Raw genomic sequence first — 20,596 nt, 5'->3', positions numbered from 1 at the left:
TTGGGAATGATCAAATAAATGTGTCCCCAAAATTCCAAAATCCGTAAATCCCTAAATCCCCAAATAATTATTGGGTTTTCAGCGTATAGCCGTTACCGGATTTTACCAGCTTGTACCGGATGGTTTTACGTGTATCCGTTGTCAGCGTGTTGCGCTGGCCTTCTTCAAAAGCGGGGTATGTACGTACCAGCTCATTATGCTGAACATAAAAGGAATCCCTTCCCTGGTAGTCTTTGACATTTAGGGTGTCAATCTCACTGGTATTAATTTTCAGCGCTCCTTTCTTTTGGATGACGAGGCCGTATACTCTTCCGTTCAGGGCGGCGCCGCCTGAAGTACTAAAGACATACACCTCGGGCTGACCGTCTTTGTCGAGATCTGCCATTGCTACCCCACCGACGTTTCCCTTGATATCATTTTCAATGATGGTATCCATCCGGGTAGAATCTTTAATGGTGCCGATGCCTACATACAAATTGCGCAGTGTGGCATCTCCCCGGGTGGAGATGCTGAAGCGGTAATCTTTATACGTTGTATCCAGCTTAAAAGTAGGCCTGTCTTCCCTTGGCGCAGGCGTGGGCGCTCTGGTGGTGTCGTTCGCCTGGTCCTGCTGATTGGCCTTTTGTTCTGTCATTTGGTTACAGGCGGCGAAGCCGGCGGCTAAACAGCCATATGCCAGCCAATATTTTATATGCTTCAACATACTTTATTTTTTGTGTTTGACCGATTTGTGTTCCTTTCGATTATGGGTGGTATCTGAACCTTTAAAATCCTGCTCTTCATTTTTACGGCTGTCGAGGTTATCGCGGATTTCAGGTTTGGGCAGTTTGCTCAAAGGCATCTGCTTGCTCTGATGGGTGTTTTCACTTCTTGTACTTTTCATAAACCAGTATTTTGAGGTGAGTAATACAGGAAGGGTCACAAATGCAGTGCCTTAGTAGCGTATTGGCGACTGACAGCGGTTTTACAGCTCCGCCATTGTCTCGGCGGTTCCCCTGAATGACGGTCAAAATCCACACTATGGGCCGGACCGGTCCCTGTAATCATGTTTGGGTTTGCTTGTCACAACAGGTCATTCTCAATAGCTTATCGTCATCCTTTGGGGGATTATAAATTTCAGCATGATATTGGTCACCTGTTTTCAGACAAAAACAGATTTTATGAAGAACCTTCCTGCTACAATCGGACTCATGATCGTATTGTTTGTATTCTTTCTGTTCCAGGGCAACGCTGACCGCACCGTACAGGCTAATCCCATGAACCAGGATGAGCTGGTGGCACAGGCCGGGTACCAGGAGCTGCGGCAGGACACCCTTCCGCCTAAGATGAGGGATACTATCAGTCCTGCGCGAAAAGCGAAGAAAGAGAAGAAAGAGATGAAGAAAGACATGAAAAAACATCACCGGGATAGCACCTACAAAAAGGACTCGATCATGTAACGTACTTTCGCCCTGACAATGTCAGGGCTTTTTTATGCGCTCCAGGAAACTTCCTTCACACCGTTGTCTGCCTGAATATCCGCTACCAGGGCGGCAAGGGTGGCTTTATCCAGGTTTTTGAAACGAATACTCAGCAGGAAGAGGGTATCTGTCTGTTCAATATTACAGGCGGTGATGGTGAATGTGTTGTTGTTGAAAAGCTTGTCGATCAGTTCTACCGATTTACTTCTTTCGTAGGTGACGATGCGGATGCTTTTGTGTTCAAAGCGGGAGAGAAATCTTTTTTCGATGGGTTGCAATGCCCAAAGGATAATCAGTGCGATCATGGTGGCGATCAGTGCCGCGAAATACATCCCGCCGCCGGTGGCCAGTCCGATAGCGGCTACCGTCCAGAGCCCTGCGGCAGTGGTAAGCCCCCTGATGACCCCTTCTTTCAGAAATAGGATAGTGCCTGCGCCGATGAAGCCGATGCCGCTGATGACCTGCGCCGCTACCCTGGAGGGGTCCAGTACTACGTCCGGCCTGCCAAGAATATCTTCAAAACCATAGGCGGACACCATCATGGTGAGAGCAGCGCCTACGCACACCATCATATGGGTACGTAAACCGGCAGCCCAGTCTTTACGTTCCCGTTCCAGCCCTATCATACCGCCGAACACTGCGGCAAGCGCAAGCCTTAACAGTATTTCCGTCCATGGGATCATACTGTTAAAGTTAGTGCATTATTCTGTAACGAGAATGGCTGTACGTTAATTACGCTTCCAGGGTACCGAAGAGCCCATTTTTATAATCCGCGATCGCCTGGTCCACTTCTGTGGCCGTGTTCATGACAAAGTTGTCTTTCGCCGCCACCGGCTCGTTGATCGGTTCAGCGCAGAGATAAAGGATGCGGGCCGTTTCACTGCAGGAGATCTGTATGTCTTCAGCGGCGTCTTCTTTGTCGAAGATCACGAGGTGATAACCATTAACCGCCGTGCCGTTGACCGTGAGTTGTCCGTCCACCACGTACAGCAGTGTCCAGTATCCCGGCGTAGCTTTGAGGGTGACAGTCTTCCCGGCGTTAATGTTGCCCCAGATGGCGATGATGGGGGTGAAGTTTTGCAGCGGACCGGTTTTACCTTCGTAGTCACCGCTGACGAGCGACAGCTGCACCCCGTCGGCCTGCGCCACGGGCGGCATATCTGCGCCTTTTACATATTGATAGTAGGGATCGTCGCCTTTGCGGGCGGCGGGTGCATTGAACCATAACTGCAGCAGTTCATAGTTGCCGCCTTTACGGAGAAAATCTTCGGAGGGGCCTTCGCTGTGGAGGATGCCTTTACCGGCGAACATCCACTGCACATCGCCGGCGGTAACGGTCATGGCGTTGCCTGCGTTGTCGCGATGATAGCCCTGTCCCTGCAGCATGAAGGTCACCGGCGCAAACCCGCGATGCGGATGCGGGTGCAGCCGTTCCGCCGGAGCGCCCGGCTCATAGTATTTTGCCGGCATATGGTGCAGCACAATAAAAGGGCTGGCAAAGCGGAACTGCATGGAAGGCAGCGGTTGTCTTACTACTTCGGTGTCGGTGATGTGTTTTTCCCGGCCTTCGATGACGTGCAGGATTTTCTTTTCCATATGGCAATCTTTTATCGGATCAACTTTAAACGCGCTTTTTCAACTGAGCTACGGAACATCTTGAGAATCAACACTTCATAATCTTCCATTACCAATACTTCGCCTTCTTTAGGGATGTTACCGTGGATATAGTTGATTAAACCGGAGAGCGTCTCATAATGTTCGCTTTCCGGCAGCGGTACCGGCAGCAGTTCATTAATATCTGCGATGTATTCGTGGGCATCCACCAGGTAGGTGTTTTCGTCCTTTTTCTCTACGATGGGCGTTTCCTGGTCATGTTCGTCCTGGATATCGCCTACCAGTTCCTCCAGGATGTCTTCCATGGTCACGATACCTTCCGTATCGCCGAATTCGTTGGTCACCACGGCCATTTGCAGGCGCTGGCTCTGGAAAGTACGGAGCAGGTCCTTGATTTTCATGCTATCCGGCACGTAGAAGCAGGGTTTGAGGATATCCTGTATGTTGGTCAGCGTTTTTTCGAGGACGCCTTTAACGAGGTCTTTGGTATAAATAACCCCTTTCAGTTCATCGAGGGTATTGCTGTATACCGGGTAACGGGAATAGCCGTCTTTGATCACCTGGTCTATCAGTTCCTCGAAGGGTTTGGTGATATCGAGCGCAGAAATGTCTTTCCGGTGGGTCAGAATTTCTTTTACGCGGCTGTCGTCGAATTCAAACACGTTCTGGATAAGTTCGCGTTCGGTTTCCTCGATGGCGCCTCCTTCCTGGCTCTCCGAGATGATGAGTTTCAGTTCCTCTTCAGAATGGATTTCTGACTCGCCTGCCGGCGCCAGGCCGATCAGCCGGAGGATACTGTTGGCCAGGCCGTTGAGCAGCCAGATAAACGGCCGGAAAATCACGAAAAAGAACCGCAGCGGCAGGGCTACCGTCAGCGTGGTAGGCAGCGGTTTGCGGATGGCCATCGATTTGGGGGCCAGTTCACCGAAAACGATGTGCAGTATGGTGATGGTGAGAAAAGCGACCGGAACGGCGATATTATGCGCCGTACTTTCCGCCATCCGGATATGGAGGGTGTCCATCAGGCGGAGTATCAGGGTAGTTACCACAGACTCTCCCACCCAGCCGAGGCCGAGGGAGGCGAGGGTAATGCCCAGCTGTGTGGCCGCCAGATAGCCGTCGAGATTGCCCAGGATGTGTTTGGCCGCTGCTGTGGCCCTGTTCAGGCCGCCTTTGCTGTTGATCTGTGAAGAACGTACTTTCACGATGGCAAATTCCGCCGCTACAAAAAATCCATTTAATAAAACTAGAAAACAAGTCAGAAAAACCTGCAAAAGCATGAATGTGGTAATTGGTTCGCAACCCCAAATATAGGTAAATCAATTTTTATGCGTCTGTTTTTCTCGCAAAGCATGGAGTTCCCGCCAGTTCTCGCAAAGCACGCAAAGGAGCAAAGAGCGCAAAGATTTTTTAAGATTAAATAAGAAAGCAAAGGAGCGGAGATCAAATTTGGTCTATCTTGCTTTAGTCTATATTGCTTTGGTCTATCTTGCTTTGGTCTCTTTGGTCTTCGCTCCTTTGCTTTCTCTGCTCGCTTATATTGTTCTTTGCGCTCTTTGCTCCTTTGCGTGCTTTGCGAGAACTGGCGGGAACTGACGAGAACCGGTGGCAAAAAAATTTTCGAAATAGTCTACTAATTTCATAGAGTTTATGTATTTTGTGAAGAATTTGGCTGGCATATTTTTTTTAAATGGAGAAAGAAACAACTTCACTGGTCACCACGGTGCCTGCGGAAGAAGCGGCATTGAAGCCCTTGCTGGTTGGCGGGGCGGTGACAGGCGGCGATACTGCCGCCGCGGTTAAAAAGCAGCGATGGATTTACTGGTTAACGGGCATTCTGCTCCTGGTGGTCACACTGGTCCTGGTATGGTACCTGGTGCCGGAGTTCAGGGTGCATGTGGAAGATGTGCCGCCCACCTTTTATTATTTCCTGGCAGCAGGCTTCCTGTTTGCCATGATCGATGGGGCGATCGGCATGTCGTACGGTATTACCTCCACCACCTTCTCCCTCAGCATGGGCATCCCGCCTGCTTCAGCCAGCACGGCGGTGCATATTTCGGAGATCCTCAGCAACGGCATCGCCGGATGGATGCACTTCAAAATGGGCAATGTCAACAAAAAGCTGTTTAAAATCCTGATCATTCCCGGTATCACCGGTGCTGTGATCGGCGCCTACCTCCTCTCCTCCCTCGAGCATTATTCGATGTATACCAAACCGGTAGTGTCGCTGTACACCCTGATCCTGGGCTCCGTGATCTTCAAAAGGGCGATTCAGGCGCAGCGTGCGCGGAAAACCGGGAAGAAAATAAAGCGTATCGGGTTACTGGGCTTTGGCGGTGGCTTCATCGACGCCATCGGCGGCGGCGGATGGGGGTCCATCGTGTTGTCTTCGCTGATTGCCGGCGGCAGGCATCCGCGTTTTTCACTCGGCACGGTAAAGGCTACCCGTTTTTTTATCGCCATGCTCAGCTCTCTCACCTTTGTGGCGGCCCTCTCCCATGTTCACTGGGATGCGGTGCTTGGACTGGTGATCGGCAGCGCGGTGGCATCGCCTATCGCAGCCAGGGTGTCCAATAAAATTTCTGCCAAAACCATTATGATGGCCGTATCGCTTATCGTGATCGCCGCCAGCATCAAGAGTATCTACACCTTTGTATTTAAGATATTGTAATCAGCATCTGTCTAATCATGCGTTACAGGCCGGTTAGCCGTCAGGGTGACCGGCCTGTTTATTTCATATTGCACCAGCGCTTCCACGATCACCTCTTCCCGGTCGCTGAAAGGCTTGCCCGGCAGGTACTTATCGGCGATGTCCACCCGTATCTCCGCCGTGCGGTCTTCCAGCAGATAAGTGGACTTACCGACCTTGCCGGTAATATATCCCCGGATCTTTACCGTTACGCTGTCTGTCGTCAGCTGGCGCGCATATTTCAGGACTTCTCCTACGGTATAGTATTTTTTCTGCGCCGAAAAACACAACGGTAATAATAAACCCAGTAACAAACATTTCATATGGTCGATGTTGGTTTGATAGTGTAACAATCAAAAGGGAGAAAAGGTTACACGTATAGGCGCCGGCGTTGTGACAAACTGCTGAAATTCATATTTAAATAATATGAGTGAAATGTACTAGCTTTCGGGGGTAATAAATTTCCTTTTATGGAAGTCCTCAAAAACTACCGTGGTATATTCTGGCTGCTGGGCGGAATTATCGCCGGTTCCGTCGCCGGACTGCTATTGGGTCCCCGTGTGGAGATCATCAAACCTGTCGGTGATATTTTTCTGAACCTTTTGTTTACCGCTGTCATACCGCTGGTATTTTTTGCCATTGCCTCCGCTATCGCGCATATCGACGCATCGCACCGGCTGGGCAGGGTGTTGGGCGTGATGTCGCTCGTATTTCTGAGTACGCTGCTTATCGCCGCTTTCCTGACTATCGTTGCCGTATGGGTATTTCCTATTCATCAAAAAGTGGTGCTGGCACCGATTGCCGAACCCGGCAGCACCGGAACTTTCGGGGACCAGCTCACCCGCCTGCTCACTGTCAGCGAGTTTTATGAATTGCTTTCCCGCAGGAACATGCTGCCGTTTATTATCTTTTCTGTATTAACCGGGATGGCCGCCATGCGGGCGGGAGAACGGGGTGCCTCTTTCCGGCGGTTCCTGCATTCGGGCAACGAGGTAATGAAAGACCTGCTGACATTACTCATGAAGGCGGCCCCGCTGGGGCTCGGCGCTTATTTCGCCTACCAGGTGGGCACTGTGGGACCACAACTGTTCGGTACCTACGCCCATTCACTGGGTATCTATTATGGTTTCGGTACTATTTATTTCCTGGTCGGTTTCAGCTTCTACGCCTTTGTAGCCGGTGGTTTCAAAGGAATAAAGATCTTCTGGAAAAACAACATCATTCCCACCCTTACCGCTGTGGGCACCGGCAGCAGTATCGCTACTATCCCGGCCAACCTCGAAGCGGTACACAAAATGGGCGTGCCTGCGTCTGTAGGCAATGTGGTGGTGCCGTTAGGCGCCACGTTGCACAAAGATGGCTCCAGCATCAGTTCCATCATCAAGATGGCGGTGGTTTTCGCTATGTTCGGCAAAGGGTTCGACAGTGTCAACGTCATCGTCATGGCGCTGGGCATTACCGTCATTGTCAGCATCGTGGAAGGCGGTATTCCCAATGGCGGTTACATCGGTGAACTGCTGGTGATGTCTGTATATGGTTTTCCACCGGAAGCGCTCCCGCCGCTGATGGTCATCGGCACGCTGGTAGACCCGCTGGCCACCATCCTGAACGCGACGGGAGACAACGTGGCCGCTATGCTGGTAAACCGGTTTCTGCCAAAGCGGCCTGCGGTAAGTGTTTGAAGGCCTGCTCCAGATCGGCGAGCAGGTCGTTCGCTTCTTCAAGACCTATCGATAAACGTATCAGGCTGTCGCTCACACCGGCAGCTTTTCTTTTTTCCGCCGGAATGGATTTATGCGTCATGGTAGCGGGATGACTAAGCAGGCTTTTAATACCGCCCAGGCTCTCCGCCAGCTTAAAGTAACGGGTGTGGGTGACAAAAGCCGTGGCGGCTTCCGCGTTGTCGTCTTTCAGGGTAAAAGAGATGATGCCGCCGAAACCTTTGCTTTGCTGTTTCGCCAGTGCGTGACCAGGATGTGAAGGCAGGCCGGGATAAAACACCCTGTCCACCGCCGGATGCTGTTCCAGGTATTCAGCGATCACCTGCGCCGTGGCCACATGCTGGCGGATGCGCAGATGCAATGTTTCGATGCCGCGTATCAGCAGGAAGCTGTCGAATGGCGACAGGATGGCGCCACAGGCATTCTGATAGAACTTAATCTCCTCTCCCAGTTGCGGTGTTTTGGAGACTACTACGCCGGCAATCAGGTCACTGTGCCCGCCGAGGTATTTGGTGGCGCTGTGGACCACCAGATCTGCGCCGAGGGCCAGCGGCTGCTGCAATACAGGCGATGCGAAGGTATTGTCCACACAAAGCAGACAGTTGCTCGCTTTGGCGATGCGGCTGATAGCCGCGATATCGGAGATCTTCAGCGTAGGATTGGTGGGCGTTTCCAGCCATATCAGGCGGGTATTGGGCGTAATGGCCTGGAATACCGCCTGTGTATCGGAGGTGTCCACATAGTGTACTTTAATACCGAATTTCTCGTACACCTTATGAAAGAGACGGAAAGCGCCGCCATAGATATCATCTACCGCAACAATTTCATCTCCGGCTTTCAGCAGTTTGATAACTGCGTCTATGGCTGCCAGACCGCTGGCAAACGCAGATGCGGCCGCTCCGCCTTCAAGGCCGGCAATGATTTTTTCTGCTGTTTCGCGGGTGGGGTTGTTGGACCGGGCATAGTCATATCCTTTGTTAACGCCGGGAGCATCCTGTACAAAAGTGGATGTCTGGTAGATGGGAACAGCGATAGCGCCTGTTTGCGGATCTACGGGAATAGAATGGATCAGTGATGTGATGGTGCTCATCTTTACTTGTTTTTTAATTTGATGAAAAAATGAATAAACAAGTTCTTATGCAGCGCCAATCAATTTCGGGATTTGGGTATTTTGGAATTTAGGGATTTAAAAAAAATGCAGCGAAGAAATGGTACTCTTCGCTGCATTTTAAATATCTAAATATGAAAATCAATAAATCTCTAAATGTAGATACTTATCTTTCCCGGTTTCGCCGGGATGGATGCAGCACCTTTCATCAGTGCCCTGATGAAGGTTGCTAAGGTATCGTCGGGCCATTTCCCTCCTCCTTTCTTGATAAGCGATTGAAAGAACTGGTGCAAAGATAGGACACAAATTCAAACTGCCAAATTTATTTCCTACAAATTTTGTAGACTATTGATATTCCAGGGTGAGCCTCACCCCTTCTTCGTATGAAGTGGGTTTTACATTAAAGTGTTGTTCGAATTTGGATGAATCAAAGATATAGGGGTAGTTATTTTGATACAGCATCTCTCCCAGTTCCCGGATGGTGGTATCGAACAAACCGGTAAGGCCGATCAGGAATCCGTTCAGCTTCATATACTTCGGCTTTACGCCCATCTGTGCAGCGATGAGCGCCATATACCCTTTCCCGTCCGGAGCCGGATTGCTGGTGGGCAGGTGCCATACCTGGTTGAACGAGGATTCATCCTGGGAAAGCAGGTAAAGTCCTCTGCCTGCATCTGGGGTGAAGGTGTAGCTGTGCGTGACGTTATCTTTCCCGAGCCACATGGCGGAACTGTTTTTGCGGAATTTATCGATGATCAGCAGGTTGAGGAAGCCGGTCTTATCCGCGCCGGGGCCGTAGAAATCCGCTGCCCTTGCGATGGTAGCGGTAAGGCGGCCGGCTTTTACCTCGTCCATCAGCTGGGTAGCGATGGCGGCGCGGATCTTTCCTTTTTTGCTGACGGGGTGATAGGACTCAGATTCTTTCATGGGCCCGTTGACTAACCCGTAGGGGTATACGTTATCGAAGAAAATCAGTTTCGCGCCTTCCGCTTTGCAGGCATCGATGACGTTGGTCATGATGCGGGGCCAAAGGGCGCCCCAAACCTTATGGTCATATTTCAGGCCGGCGGTGAGGAAGACTACTTTGGCGCCGGTTACGGCGCGGCGGGTTTGGGCGGCGTCCGTAATATCGGCAGCCACCAGGTCGGTGATACCGGCAACAGCTTGCGGGGAGCGGCTTACCAGGCGTACCTGTTTTCCGTTTTTTACCAGTTCTTTTGCCAGTTCGTTAGCGATTACGCCACCGGCGCCGAGGATAGTGTACATGTTGTGTGTTTTATGAACAGGAAGAAAGACGATTTACCATAGCACATATTGTATATCACGATCACGGATCGAGGGGATCCATGGAATTGGCCTGCAGCGATTGCAGGTCCGGCATAAAAGAGAGATAGTACAGGTCGGCCTGCTGTATGTCAACCGCCGGCTGGTAGTTCAGTTCCTCTTCACAGCGTTTGCCGAACACCGGGCTGCTCACATAATAGAGTTGCATCGCATCTGAAACGCACAGCATCCGTTTTTGCAGGGGCATGCCGCTTTTCCAGGCGATGCGGACGGCATTGCGCACATTGGTGGTGGTATGCCGGGCATGGGGTTCCACGATGATGGCGTTTGCCGGTACTTTCAGTTCATCGACCATATATTTCTTCATCTCTACGGCTTCTGCATAAGGCGTTCCGAACGGATGCACATGTCCTCCGGAGACGATGATAAACGGCGCGCTCCCTTTCCGGTACATCTCCGCCCCGATACGGCAGCGGTTTTTGCCGGCGTCGCTGATAGGATCGTTGTTACCCGGACCGGCGCCGGGGATGAGCAATGCAGAGTAGGTGTATTTGTCCCAGTTGACCGACTTCACTTTCGCATAGGCGCCGGCGTTAGTTTCTTCCAGGGGCATGTACCGGGCGCACTCATCGTGTTTGTTGAGCAGCAGCAGCCCGATCGCCACCTCCAGCGACGACTGGAAAAACAACGGGGCACGTGTTTTTTTCCGGGTGCTCAACAGCTGCGTCAGCGAGTCCTTATAAGCCGGGCTTTCTACGTAAAAGGCGGCTGAATCTATTTTAGGGTACCGGAACCCTTTATTGGTCGTATAGGCGTTGAGGATATAGTTCACGCCACGGGCGGCATCCTGCCAGGCTTTTGTCAGCAGCGTGCTGTCGGGGCTGGCGGCATACAGTTGGAAAAAACCGGAGCGGCGCATGTGCTGCAGGAGGACACCCATTTCCCGGGGGTGTTGCTGCAGCAATTGCGTCCAGCGGGTGCTGAACCGGGCGACCGTTGCGTCGTCAAACCGGAGGTCTTCCGGTGTGCGGGACGACCGGAGCTTTCCGCGGAAGATATTGTTCCAGCGTTGCTGGACAGTGTCTTTCACCAGGAGGTCACTGACCGCCGGCAGTTGTTCCAACAGGGTAAACAGGTAAAAGTTCCTGTTTACGATGATGTTCTTTGCATTCAGCTGGCGGTAACCGGGATCCGGTGCAGGGGATTGAGCAGCAGCAGTCAGTATGCCGGAGCAAATCAGGGCTATGATCCAGAGATAGTACTTCATATCGTCCACGAAAGTGTTATTGATGCAGAATAGAGGGCAATGTACAAATTACCTTTAAATAACATTTACTTGAATATAGAATTTAAAAAACGAATAATACATACATAATAATAATATATATAACATTTGTATTCAAAACACATACCCATCAACATATTCACTATAAGTGGCTTTTACCAGCGATACGGAAAATGAGTTAATTTCACATCGCCGGAGAGTGACATTGACTCTTTCGTGCCAACTACCAATCCATGCAATAATGTACAACGCCCACGAAAGAAAAAGTTTTTTCCGGTTCGCAGTCGTCATCCTGATGGTAATCATCCTGGTTACTTTCTTTATGATTATTGTGCTGCGCAAGCGGGCTTCCGACCAGTTGAGTGCGGGTGTGAGGGACCTTGTGGCCACCAAAACGGACGCGGGGCATATTGACCAGGCCGTGCAATTGTTATATGCAGCTGACAATGATTTCCGTTTTTACACCCTTACTTACGATCCGGCTTATCTCCACTCGTACGTAGCTTCCCTGGAGGCGGTGAGTTCTCATATTGATACTGCTATCGGCACAGTCTCCAAACAGAAACAAGTGCAGGAGCTGCTGGCAGACAAGGAAGCGAAGACACAGTTGTTTCTCCATACCCGGCTGTATGTGGACTCCCTGCTGCAACTGTCGCAGCAATGGGATACTACCGCCACGCCGGTCGTGATACAGGAACTGAAAAAGATAAAACTGCCGCAGCGGGAACAGATAGATACCATTATCACTTCCTCGTCTTCCACGGTAAAACCTAAAAAGAAACTGCTGGGCCGCATCAAGGACGCCATTTCCAACAAGGCGGCGGTGCAGACCAACCAGGAAATAAAGGTCATCAAACGGGATGCCGGCGGCGACAGCCAGGGCACCGTGATTTCTGCGGCAGACCTGAAGCGGATGCAACAGAGTTACCAGCAGTTCATGCGGCAGGCGGCGCAGAGTCATGCCAATCTTAACCGTAAAGAATATGCGCTGGTAATGGCCAATCAAAGGTTATTCAACGCCCTTCAGCAGGTGCTGGCCAATCTGCGGAAAAACATGGTGGCGGAAACGGACAAGAAACGGTCCCTGTTGAGCCAGAACATCGGCAACTCCCTTTACACCATGGACCGGCACACCTATTGGGAAATTCCTTTATTGTTATTATTGACCGGTATCATCATTTATGGTATCATCCGGTTGTACCGGTATGATCTCGCCCTGCTTCGTTCCAAGCAGCAGGCGGAGAAATTCGCGCGGCAGAAGAGTGAATTTGCCTCTACCATGAGCCACGAAATACGGACGCCGATCCACTCCCTGCTGGGTTATACCAGCCAGCTGGAGCGGGAGCAGCCCGGGGAGACTTCCGCCGCTATCCGCAATTCCGCAGAGATGCTGTTGTCGGTGGTTAATAATGTACTGGATTACACACAGATGGAGAGCGGCAAACCTTCGCTGAAGCAGGAGAAATTCTCACCCCGTATCGCCATCGAAGAGGTCTGCAGAAGTTTGCAGGTGCAGGCCAATATCAAATCGCTCCGATTGCAGCCGTGTATTTACTTCCCCACCACACAAATGGTGTACGGAGATGCGTTCCGGCTGAAGCAGGTGCTGATCAACCTGGTCGCCAATGCCATTAAATACACCAGCAAGGGGGAAGTGACGGTTACGGCTTACCTGCGTGACGGCGAGCTGTTGCAGGTGTCTGTCAAAGATACCGGCAGCGGTATCCCTGCAGACGTCCTCCCTACCCTGTTTGACGCGTTTACGCAAGGCAGCAACGGTATTGCCAAAGGCAGCGGCCTCGGGCTGTATATTGCCAAAAAAATTATCGATCTTCATGACGGAAAAATTGAAGTGAAGAGTACTCCCGGAAAAGGCACTACGTTCAATTTTGAAATAAGGTATCCCGCTGTTGTACAAACACCCGGTACCATAAAAATTACCATGCCCGTGAACAACACTACCGAATCCCCTGACACCCCAGCCACACCTGCACAGATCAAACTGCTGGTGGTGGAAGACAGTGTGCTGAACCAAAAACTGCTGGCCTTGCTGCTGGACAGGCTTGGGATCTCACATGTCATCACCGGTTCCGCCGAAGAGGCGCTGACCATCTATTCCCGCGAATCTTTCGATATGGTCCTGACAGACATCGATCTTCCCGGGATGGACGGTATCGCGCTGACACAACAGATACGGCAGCTGCCGGACAAGAAAAAGGCCGGCGTCACCATCATCGCTATCACCGGTAATATACTGGACGATGATGTGGCCAGCTATATGAACAGCGGTCTGAATGACTACATCATGAAACCATACCGCGAAGAGGACATCCTTGAAAAAATCGCCGCACACGGCCTGCTGGTATAAACTTCAGGATATTCCCGGTTTCTGTTATATCTTGAGCGAATGACATTTGCAGACCAGATCATCGATTTTAATAAAAACCTTGTATTCAGCGGACGCCTGCCCGCCGGTATCCGCATTATGAACCCGTTCCGCGAAAACCCGGAGATCAACGGGATCATGGAGCAGTTTTATAAGAAATATTACGACGATCATTCCCGCCGCCGGATGATACTGGGCATTAATCCCGGCCGCCTTGGCTCCGGCGCTACGGGCGTGCCCTTCACCGACACCAAACGGATGGCCGAAAAATGCGGCATCAACATACAGGGGTTTAAAAGCCATGAGCCTTCATCGGTATTTGTTTACGACGTGATAGACGCCTATGGCGGCGTGAAAAAGTTCTATCATCAGTTTTACATCAGCGCCGTATGCCCGCTCGGCTTCACCAAACTGCAACCCGGCGGTAAAGAGATCAACTACAACTATTACGACAGCCCGGCACTGACGAAAGCCGTCACCCCTTTCATTATAGAAAACCTCCGCACACAGCTTGCCTGGGACATCGACACTTCCATATGCTACGTGATGGGCACCGGCAAAAATGCCGCTTTCTTCGAAGCCCTGAACAAAAAAGAACAGTTCTTCGAAAAGGTGGTCCCACTGGAGCATCCCAGGTTTGTGATGCAGTATAAGAGTAAGACAAAGGAGACGTATGTAGATAAGTATCTTACCGCCTTCGAACTGTAATGGACAGGATTATAGCTTTTCAAGACGGCAGTCCCACACTCTTTTGGCAGGCTCCAACTGCCCGGTTTCTTTTTCGGTGCTTTTTTCGGGCAAAACGCCGGTAATCTTGTACAGGCTTCCCTCTTCGCGCTGGATACGGTCGCCCGGCTGCGGACAACCGTCGTCTTTGAACTGTACGGTGGCCATAATGCCGAAAGAGGTATAACTGTTTATTTTCAGGATGCTGGCTGGCCGCACCGGGGTCAGCATACGGCTTCTTTTGCGGGCATTGCTTTTGTACTGGAGGTACAGCAACCATAGGGACAAGGCGATAATGCCTATGAATAGCAGGTTCACGGCTACGTTTAGGTTTAGAGTTTAGGTAAATCAGAGAAATGGCTGTCGTTGGCATTAAACAGCTATACAATTTAATGTTTTTAGCTGACAAAAAAACACGCGGCCGGGACGAACGGCAAAATAAAAAAGCCCACTGCGAAAAGCAGCAGGCCCGATTGATTCCATGTAACAATGTGGACAATGTTCGCAGCTTATTAACCGCGCCTTACCGGTGTTAGCGGCGGCGTGCGGAAGGGTACCCATTCCGCGATTTTCCCGATGTCTTCCCGGATGATGCACAAGACACTGTCCAACGCCTCAAAACGAAGATCTACCACGCTAAAGCGCATGTCTACTTTGGCTTCCAGTGAACCCACTTTCTTTTCCAGTGAATTCATGCGAAGCTCCATCGTTCCCATGCGATTTTCCAGTGAACCCATATGCCCTTCCAGTGAGCACATACGGACTTCCAGTGAACTGACGTTAGTCTCCAGTGAGTTGACGTGAGCTGCCAGTGAACTGACGTTAGTCTCCAGTGAGTTGACGTGAGCTGCCAGTGAACTGACGTTAGTCTCCAGTGAGCTGACGTTAGTCTCCAGCGTGCCGATCTGCGTTTCCAATGCGTTAAACCTGCGATCGAATTTTTCATCCAGGACATCCAGTTTGGTTAAAATCAGCTGTAACTCCATGATCAAAAAATTATTATTGTTTCGCTAAATTAAAGCATCTTTTTACACCAACCATCAAATGACAGAAATCCGATCACGCTGATAATAAATCTATCAAAACCCCTTACACAGCAGCATTTCCAAAGATTATCCCAACAGATAATAATACCCAAACGCAACACCACCCAATAAAAAAGAAAGGAGTCCTACCGAAATCAGACAACGAAAAATCAAGGGATATTTCCGGTAAAAAAGGGGACTGATCATCGCATAAAAGAAAGCGCTCCAGAGGAGCGAAGCTCCCAGCCACCAGTTATGCAGCAAGGGAATGGGGTCCTGAAAGCTGAACGTCAGCAATGCCGTCACGAACAGCGGGAACACGGCGATCACGCCTGAGCAACATATTTTTCTGACTAATGATACCATGTTATTGCAGGAGTTTTTGTGCGGCCGTCCTCGTTATCATCATATCGGCGTCCTTGCCGGGTGGAAAAAGCAGCCGACCGACGGCCTGCTTTTCGAGTTCGTTTTCGACAACAACACATCGGTAAGAGCGGTAAAGGCTCATACTGTCATGATATAGCTGACGGCTATCAGAAAGCAACAAAGTATGATTGTCCTCATTAAGCCAGACATGTGGCAAGGCAGTCCTGTAGTCTCTTTCGGACACCTTTCCGCTTCGGAGGTTAATGATATATAATGATAATCCATTGGATACATGATTGATCAGGGGCAGCAGTAACAAGCTATCCCCTATCAGACCGGCCGGGGCAGCGGTATATCCGTTCTTATGCAAAACCGCTATTCCCTCCGCAGGAAATGCCACACCGGTGTACAACGGATACCGGAACCCCACATGACGGTGCATCGTATCTGTGGGTAGTTGGTACGTTAACGTTATACTGTCTTTTCCTGCGGTCGCAGTAAGCCACAATCCGTTGTAAGAGAAAGATAAGCTATCCGGAGAAACAGGCGCCACGCTGTCAGCAGCAGACTTTGTCTGAACTGGAACCGGCGGGTGACCGCAACTTGCCGCCAGACAATAGCAGAGCAGGTACAGGGATTTTTTCATCTGTCTAAAATACTCATTTTCCCATTCCCCACACATCAAATATCCTCAACGGATCATCGTAGATAAACGTATAGCCGAGCCGTTGTTTCAGCTTGTCGGAATTCACCGTTTTGAAGGGCAGTGCGGCAACCGGTTGTTTCTCCGGCAGCGGCAGGCCAAACGCCCGGGCAGCGGCGCTGTAATACTCGTAGCGGAACGGATGACCGGTGGCGCAGGCGTTAAAGACTTCGCCCCAGACATCTTCTTCTATGAGCCGGCAAATGATGGCGATAGCATCGTCCCGGTGTGTGACGTTCATCGGCACATCGTTGTTACGGCGCGGGGACTGTAATATTTCCGCTGTGGGCACGCGGTCGTAACCGATCAGGCCACCAAAGCGCAGTATGGTAGTACGGAAAACCGGGGATTGCAGCAGCACTTGCTCCACCTCCCGCAAAGCAGCGCCATTAGGTGTATCGGGCATGACCGAATTCGTTTCTGTGACTTCCCCGTTGACATCGGCATATACCGATGTGGAACTTACGAAAAGTACCTTTTTAACGGCGGTGGTCTCCAGCTTTTCCCGCAGCGCACGGACCTCCTGTATATGTGCCTGTACCTCCCTCTCCCTGTTACGCGGCGGTACATTGACAACCAGCACATCGGCATCCCAGAAGGCATCAGGCGCTTCCGGGCGTACCTCGTTTAACACCACCACATACCCCTCAATTCCTGCTGCCTTCAACTCTTCCACGCCTCCGGCAGATGTACGGGCGCCCTTCACGGCATGTCCCCTGCGTTGCAGCTCCAGTGCCAGCGGCTTGCCCAACCAGCCGCAGCTTAAAATGCTTATTTTCTGAAAAGGTTGCTTCATATCAGCTTTAGATAATAAAAAAGGCTATCAGACCTGTCATCAATACCATCAACAGCGTAGCTGCATGGTTAACATACCGGACTTTCCGGAAGTCGGTATGCGCAATATCACGGGCCTGTTCGCCAATGTAAGGCTTCACTACCACACGGCCGTGGTAGGTATTGGGGCCACCGAAACGGCAATCAAGGATACCGGCCAGTGCGGCTTCCGGATATCCTGCATTGGGACTGGCATGCGCGTGGCCAAAACGCAGCACATACCATACCGCCCGGCCGCTGCCCGTCACCATGACCATCAGCAATGCGGTCAGCCTTGCCGGGATAAAATTGGCCACATCGTCCAGCCGGGCAGCCACCCTGCCGAAATACAGGTACTGGTCATTCTTATAGCCGATCATGGAATCGAGGGTGTTGATCATTTTGTACAACATCATCCCCGGCACTCCCAGCAATGCATAATAAAATAACGGAGCAATGACGCCGTCGCTCAGGTTTTCAGACATCGACTCCATTACGGCGGTGCGTATTTGTCCGGGCGACAAGGCGGAGGTATCACGCCCTACGATCCAGGAAAGACGTTTACGCCCGGCTTCCACGCCCTGCTGCTGCAGCGTATCAAATACTTCGCCGCCCTCCTGCAACAGGCTCCTGTTGGCCAATGCAAAAAATACCATCCCCGATGCAAACAGTACCTGCATCCATGGCCATGGCGCCAACAGATGTTGCGCGGCATAAAAAAAGAAAAAGACAGCGATGCATAAGCCGGCAGTCATCAGCGCTCCTTTCCACAGCCGTCCTTTTCCGTGATTAAGCCGATGGGTGAAGAAAGCAATCAGCCTCCCGTAATATTTTACCGGATGCGGCCAGCTTCTGGGATCTCCCAGCAGCAGGTCCAGCATATAGCCTAACCATAACGGCAACACGAATCTTACGAAAGGGTCCATTTACGGAGCGCTGTTAATAATAACGTATTATCTTCCCGGTTGCGGCAGGCGATCCGGCAATGTCCCTGTTCCAGCCCGTAGAAATTGGACGCATCCCGGATAAGGATGCCGTAGTTGTTGACCAGCCACAACTTCAGCGCCGCAGCGGTCCCTGTCAGCGTTTCAAACAGAAAATAGTGGGTATGCGTAGGATACACCCTGAACTCAGGCATTTTCCGCACGCCTTCCCACAGCTGGTAAGTATCCGCCAGCAACGCATCCACGGGCACCTCAAACTCCGCCGGATGGTCCATGATATAATGCCCGGCTTCCAGCGCCAGGCTGTTGACCGACCAGGGCATACGGAAGGCCCTTACCTTGTCGAGCAATGCTTTCTGCCCTGCCAGGTAACCCAGCCGCAGTCCGGGGATGCAGCAGGACTTTGTCAGCGACCGCAGGACCAGCACGTTGGGCAGCCGGTGCAGATGCGGCAACAGGCTGTCGGCGTTGCGGGTAAATTCTATATAAGCTTCATCGATGATAAAAGTGCTGCGGCTGTTGAACTGTACCAGCTGCAGCAATGTTTCTTCGTTCATCGCCTGGGCGGTAGGATTGTTGGGATTACAGAGAAATACCAGGTCTGTGATAAAACGGGTATCCGGCTCCAGTTTCTCCCGGAAAAAATAACTCACCTCGTGCCCGTGCAGTTTACAGGCATCAGTGTATTCGGCGAATGTGGGCACTACCACCGTAGTAGTGGCGCCGCGGAAAGCCTGTGCCACCAGGTAGATGGCTTCCGTGCCGCCGTTGGTGACCATCACCATCCCCGGCGTCAGTTCCGTACGCTGCTCAATCTGCCGTTGAAGCTTGCCCCCTTCCGGGTCCGGATAATGGCCGGCGTCGCGGATATGGGCTGCAACATGCTGCGCCAGTTTCTCCTGCATGCCGCCATAATATACATTGGAGCTGAAATCAGCCACAATGGGGCGGTCAAACAGATAAGCATCATCTCCGTGTCCTTGTATCATAAGCGAATAGCGTTGTAGACCGCGTCCATGTCCAGGTGTTGCCGGATATGGGCGGCCAGTTTATCGTATTGGGCTGACCGGAAGGCCTTATAGTCGAAACCTGCTGCCGCGCTGAGTTGCTTACCGCACGCCGACAACAGGTCGTCCAGTACGGTGGTATTGTCCAGGATGCCGTGCAGGTAAGTGCCCCAGCATTTGTCGTGCAACAGGTAACCGTCGGGTGTGCCATCGTCCAGTATCGTGAGGGGCGACGGTGTTTCGCATTCCGTCACGCCCATGTGTATCTCGTAGCCTTCACCGGTACCGGTATGCTGCCGGTAAGTGAAGCGGCGTTGCCGGGTGACTTTTTCGCGGGTAAGGACCGTCGACACCGGGAGTATTCCCAGGCCCGGCATACTGCCCGGCTCCCCTTCCACCCCGTATGGGTCTGCAATGGAACTTCCCATCATCTGATAGCCGCCGCAGATGCCGATCACCACTTTACCCCGTTTATGCGCTTCCGTGATAGCCCGGGCTGTTCCGTTGTTTTTGATCGCCACCAGGTCGGCCAGCGTGTTCTTGCTGCCGGGGATGATCACAATATCCGCTTCCATTATCTCCGCCGGGTTATCGGTATAAAACAGGTTGACCCGCTCATCTTTCTCCAGCACATTAAAATCGGTAAAATTCGACATATGCCGGAGCAGCACCACGGCGACATTGATCCGTCCTTCCGTGAGCCTTTTTTGTTTGAGGGACAGGGCCACCGAATCTTCTTCTTCGATATGAATATCGTGATAATAGGGCAATACCCCTGTTACCGGCACGCCAGTAATAGCTTCCAGTTGCCGGCGGCCATCTTCAAAAAGACGGATATCGCCACGGAATTTGTTGACGATAATGCCTTTGACGAGCGCTTTCTCTTCCGGCGGCAGTAACGCGAGGGTGCCATATACGCTGCCGAACACGCCGCCTCTGTCGATGTCCGCGATGAGGTATACCGCCGCGCCGGCGTGCAGCGCTATCCGCATATTGGTGATGTCGCGCTGGCGCAGGTTCAGTTCAGAGATACTGCCGGCCCCTTCCATCACTACCGGGTGGTAGCGTGCCGACAGGCGGTCGAAGGATGCTTTTATTTCTTCGAACAACTGCCTTTTGTCGTCCTGCATGAAATACTCCCATGCCGTTTGATTCCCTGCCGGCCTGCCATGCAGCACCAGCTGGGAAGTCTGGTCATTGGTCGGTTTCAGCAGCACCGGGTTCATATCGGTATGACAGGGCACGCCTGCCGCTTCAGCCTGCACCGCCTGCGCACGGCCTATCTCGAGGCCATCGGGCGTAGCATAGCTGTTGAGCGACATATTCTGTGCTTTAAAAGGCGCAGGGTGGTATCCATCCTGTTTGAAGATACGGCAGAACCCTGCCGCGATCACGCTTTTCCCCACATCAGAAGCAGTGCCGACGAACATCACCGGCCGGAGTTGTTTCCTGGTATCCATAACAT

At 51.7% G+C, this 20,596-nt stretch carries 22 protein-coding genes and 1 riboswitch; of the genes, 5 read left to right on the top strand and 17 right to left on the bottom strand.

Features of this window, described 5'->3' with window-relative positions; genetic code table 11:
* Positions 1–67: 67 nt before the first annotated feature.
* Both HF324_RS12595 and HF324_RS12590 read right to left on the bottom strand, forming a co-directional pair.
* Positions 68–703, bottom strand: a complete 636-nt coding sequence (locus tag HF324_RS12595; protein WP_168802807.1) for a hypothetical protein — start codon at positions 701–703, stop codon at positions 68–70.
* A 3-nt stretch (positions 704–706) separates the two neighbouring features.
* A complete protein-coding gene (locus tag HF324_RS12590; RefSeq protein WP_168859583.1) occupies positions 707–883 on the bottom strand; it encodes a hypothetical protein in 177 nt (58 codons plus the stop codon).
* 277 nt (positions 884–1,160) lie between these two features.
* Between HF324_RS12590 and HF324_RS12585 the strand changes: the two genes are divergently transcribed.
* The gene (locus HF324_RS12585; protein WP_168802806.1) at positions 1,161–1,439 is read left to right on the top strand and encodes a hypothetical protein; all 279 of its coding nucleotides are present in this window, start codon (positions 1,161–1,163) and stop codon (positions 1,437–1,439) included.
* 32 nt (positions 1,440–1,471) lie between these two features.
* Here the strand turns inward: HF324_RS12585 and HF324_RS12580 are convergent, their stop codons facing one another.
* Genes HF324_RS12580 through HF324_RS12570 form a run of 3 tightly spaced genes read right to left on the bottom strand, consistent with a single transcriptional unit; the run spans position 1,472 to position 4,279 of the window.
* On the bottom strand, positions 1,472–2,143 hold the full coding sequence (locus tag HF324_RS12580) for an MgtC/SapB family protein (protein WP_168802805.1): 672 nt from the start codon (positions 2,141–2,143) through the stop codon (positions 1,472–1,474).
* 49 nt (positions 2,144–2,192) lie between these two features.
* Positions 2,193–3,056: a pirin family protein gene (locus HF324_RS12575; RefSeq protein WP_168859921.1), complete on the bottom strand. Its 864-nt coding sequence runs from the start codon at positions 3,054–3,056 to the stop codon at positions 2,193–2,195.
* Positions 3,057–3,067: 11 nt separating this feature from the next.
* The gene (locus HF324_RS12570) at positions 3,068–4,279 is read right to left on the bottom strand and encodes a hemolysin family protein (RefSeq protein ID WP_246269519.1); all 1,212 of its coding nucleotides are present in this window, start codon (positions 4,277–4,279) and stop codon (positions 3,068–3,070) included.
* 485 nt (positions 4,280–4,764) lie between these two features.
* Here HF324_RS12570 and HF324_RS12565 point away from each other — a divergent pair, with 485 nt between their 5' ends.
* Entirely contained in the window at positions 4,765–5,745 is a 981-nt protein-coding gene (locus HF324_RS12565) for a sulfite exporter TauE/SafE family protein (RefSeq protein ID WP_168802802.1), read from the top strand.
* A gap of 11 nt (positions 5,746–5,756) precedes the next feature.
* On the opposite strand, the gene HF324_RS12560 is transcribed toward HF324_RS12565, so the two are convergent.
* Positions 5,757–6,086, bottom strand: coding sequence for a NirD/YgiW/YdeI family stress tolerance protein (locus tag HF324_RS12560; protein WP_168859920.1), 330 nt, complete (start codon positions 6,084–6,086; stop codon positions 5,757–5,759).
* A 147-nt stretch (positions 6,087–6,233) separates the two neighbouring features.
* Here HF324_RS12560 and HF324_RS12555 point away from each other — a divergent pair, with 147 nt between their 5' ends.
* On the top strand, positions 6,234–7,445 hold the full coding sequence (locus HF324_RS12555) for a dicarboxylate/amino acid:cation symporter (protein WP_168802800.1): 1,212 nt from the start codon (positions 6,234–6,236) through the stop codon (positions 7,443–7,445).
* On the opposite strand, the gene HF324_RS12550 is transcribed toward HF324_RS12555, so the two are convergent.
* The 3 genes from HF324_RS12550 to HF324_RS12540 all read right to left on the bottom strand — a co-directional run bounded on the left by HF324_RS12550 (position 7,396) and on the right by HF324_RS12540 (position 11,143).
* Positions 7,396–8,574 (bottom strand): trans-sulfuration enzyme family protein, encoded by a 1,179-nt coding sequence (locus tag HF324_RS12550; protein ID WP_168802799.1) that lies wholly within the window; start codon positions 8,572–8,574, stop codon positions 7,396–7,398. The two genes, HF324_RS12555 and HF324_RS12550, sit on opposite strands and share 50 nt — an antisense overlap.
* A gap of 181 nt (positions 8,575–8,755) precedes the next feature.
* Positions 8,756–8,866: riboswitch (SAM riboswitch) on the bottom strand.
* Positions 8,867–8,937: 71 nt separating this feature from the next.
* Positions 8,938–9,858, bottom strand: a complete 921-nt coding sequence (locus HF324_RS12545) for an NAD-dependent epimerase/dehydratase family protein (protein ID WP_168802798.1) — start codon at positions 9,856–9,858, stop codon at positions 8,938–8,940.
* Between the two features lie 61 nt (positions 9,859–9,919).
* Positions 9,920–11,143, bottom strand: coding sequence for a YdcF family protein (locus HF324_RS12540; protein WP_168859919.1), 1,224 nt, complete (start codon positions 11,141–11,143; stop codon positions 9,920–9,922).
* Between the two features lie 259 nt (positions 11,144–11,402).
* Here HF324_RS12540 and HF324_RS12535 point away from each other — a divergent pair, with 259 nt between their 5' ends.
* Together HF324_RS12535 and HF324_RS12530 are read left to right on the top strand one after the other, a co-directional pair.
* Complete coding sequence (locus HF324_RS12535; protein WP_168859918.1) at positions 11,403–13,529, top strand: ATP-binding protein; 2,127 nt, start codon at positions 11,403–11,405, stop codon at positions 13,527–13,529.
* Between the two features lie 39 nt (positions 13,530–13,568).
* On the top strand, positions 13,569–14,255 hold the full coding sequence (locus HF324_RS12530) for a uracil-DNA glycosylase family protein (RefSeq protein WP_168802795.1): 687 nt from the start codon (positions 13,569–13,571) through the stop codon (positions 14,253–14,255).
* 9 nt (positions 14,256–14,264) lie between these two features.
* On the opposite strand, the gene HF324_RS12525 is transcribed toward HF324_RS12530, so the two are convergent.
* From HF324_RS12525 to HF324_RS12490, 8 genes are all read right to left on the bottom strand, one after another.
* Positions 14,265–14,591, bottom strand: a complete 327-nt coding sequence (locus HF324_RS12525) for a hypothetical protein (protein ID WP_168802794.1) — start codon at positions 14,589–14,591, stop codon at positions 14,265–14,267.
* Between the two features lie 194 nt (positions 14,592–14,785).
* The gene (locus HF324_RS12520; RefSeq protein ID WP_168802793.1) at positions 14,786–15,259 is read right to left on the bottom strand and encodes a hypothetical protein; all 474 of its coding nucleotides are present in this window, start codon (positions 15,257–15,259) and stop codon (positions 14,786–14,788) included.
* 126 nt (positions 15,260–15,385) lie between these two features.
* Entirely contained in the window at positions 15,386–15,664 is a 279-nt protein-coding gene (locus HF324_RS12515; protein ID WP_168802792.1) for a hypothetical protein, read from the bottom strand.
* A gap of 1 nt (position 15,665) precedes the next feature.
* Positions 15,666–16,310, bottom strand: coding sequence for a hypothetical protein (locus HF324_RS12510; protein WP_168859917.1), 645 nt, complete (start codon positions 16,308–16,310; stop codon positions 15,666–15,668).
* A 13-nt stretch (positions 16,311–16,323) separates the two neighbouring features.
* Positions 16,324–17,163 (bottom strand): NAD(P)H-binding protein, encoded by an 840-nt coding sequence (locus HF324_RS12505; protein WP_168859916.1) that lies wholly within the window; start codon positions 17,161–17,163, stop codon positions 16,324–16,326.
* A 7-nt stretch (positions 17,164–17,170) separates the two neighbouring features.
* Positions 17,171–18,106, bottom strand: coding sequence for an adenosylcobinamide-phosphate synthase CbiB (gene cbiB, locus HF324_RS12500; RefSeq protein WP_168859915.1), 936 nt, complete (start codon positions 18,104–18,106; stop codon positions 17,171–17,173).
* A complete protein-coding gene (locus tag HF324_RS12495; RefSeq protein WP_168802788.1) occupies positions 18,091–19,113 on the bottom strand; it encodes a pyridoxal phosphate-dependent aminotransferase in 1,023 nt (340 codons plus the stop codon). The genes cbiB and HF324_RS12495 overlap by 16 nt, the downstream gene beginning before the upstream one ends.
* Positions 19,110–20,591: a cobyric acid synthase gene (locus tag HF324_RS12490; RefSeq protein WP_168859914.1), complete on the bottom strand. Its 1,482-nt coding sequence runs from the start codon at positions 20,589–20,591 to the stop codon at positions 19,110–19,112. The genes HF324_RS12495 and HF324_RS12490 overlap by 4 nt, the downstream gene beginning before the upstream one ends.
* Positions 20,592–20,596: the final 5 nt, after the last annotated feature.

It is taken from the genome of Chitinophaga oryzae, from assembly GCF_012516375.2.
Taxonomy (GTDB): domain Bacteria; phylum Bacteroidota; class Bacteroidia; order Chitinophagales; family Chitinophagaceae; genus Chitinophaga; species Chitinophaga oryzae.
The sequence above is the reverse complement of the archived record's forward strand: the minus strand, read 5'-3'. Positions and strand labels throughout refer to the sequence as shown.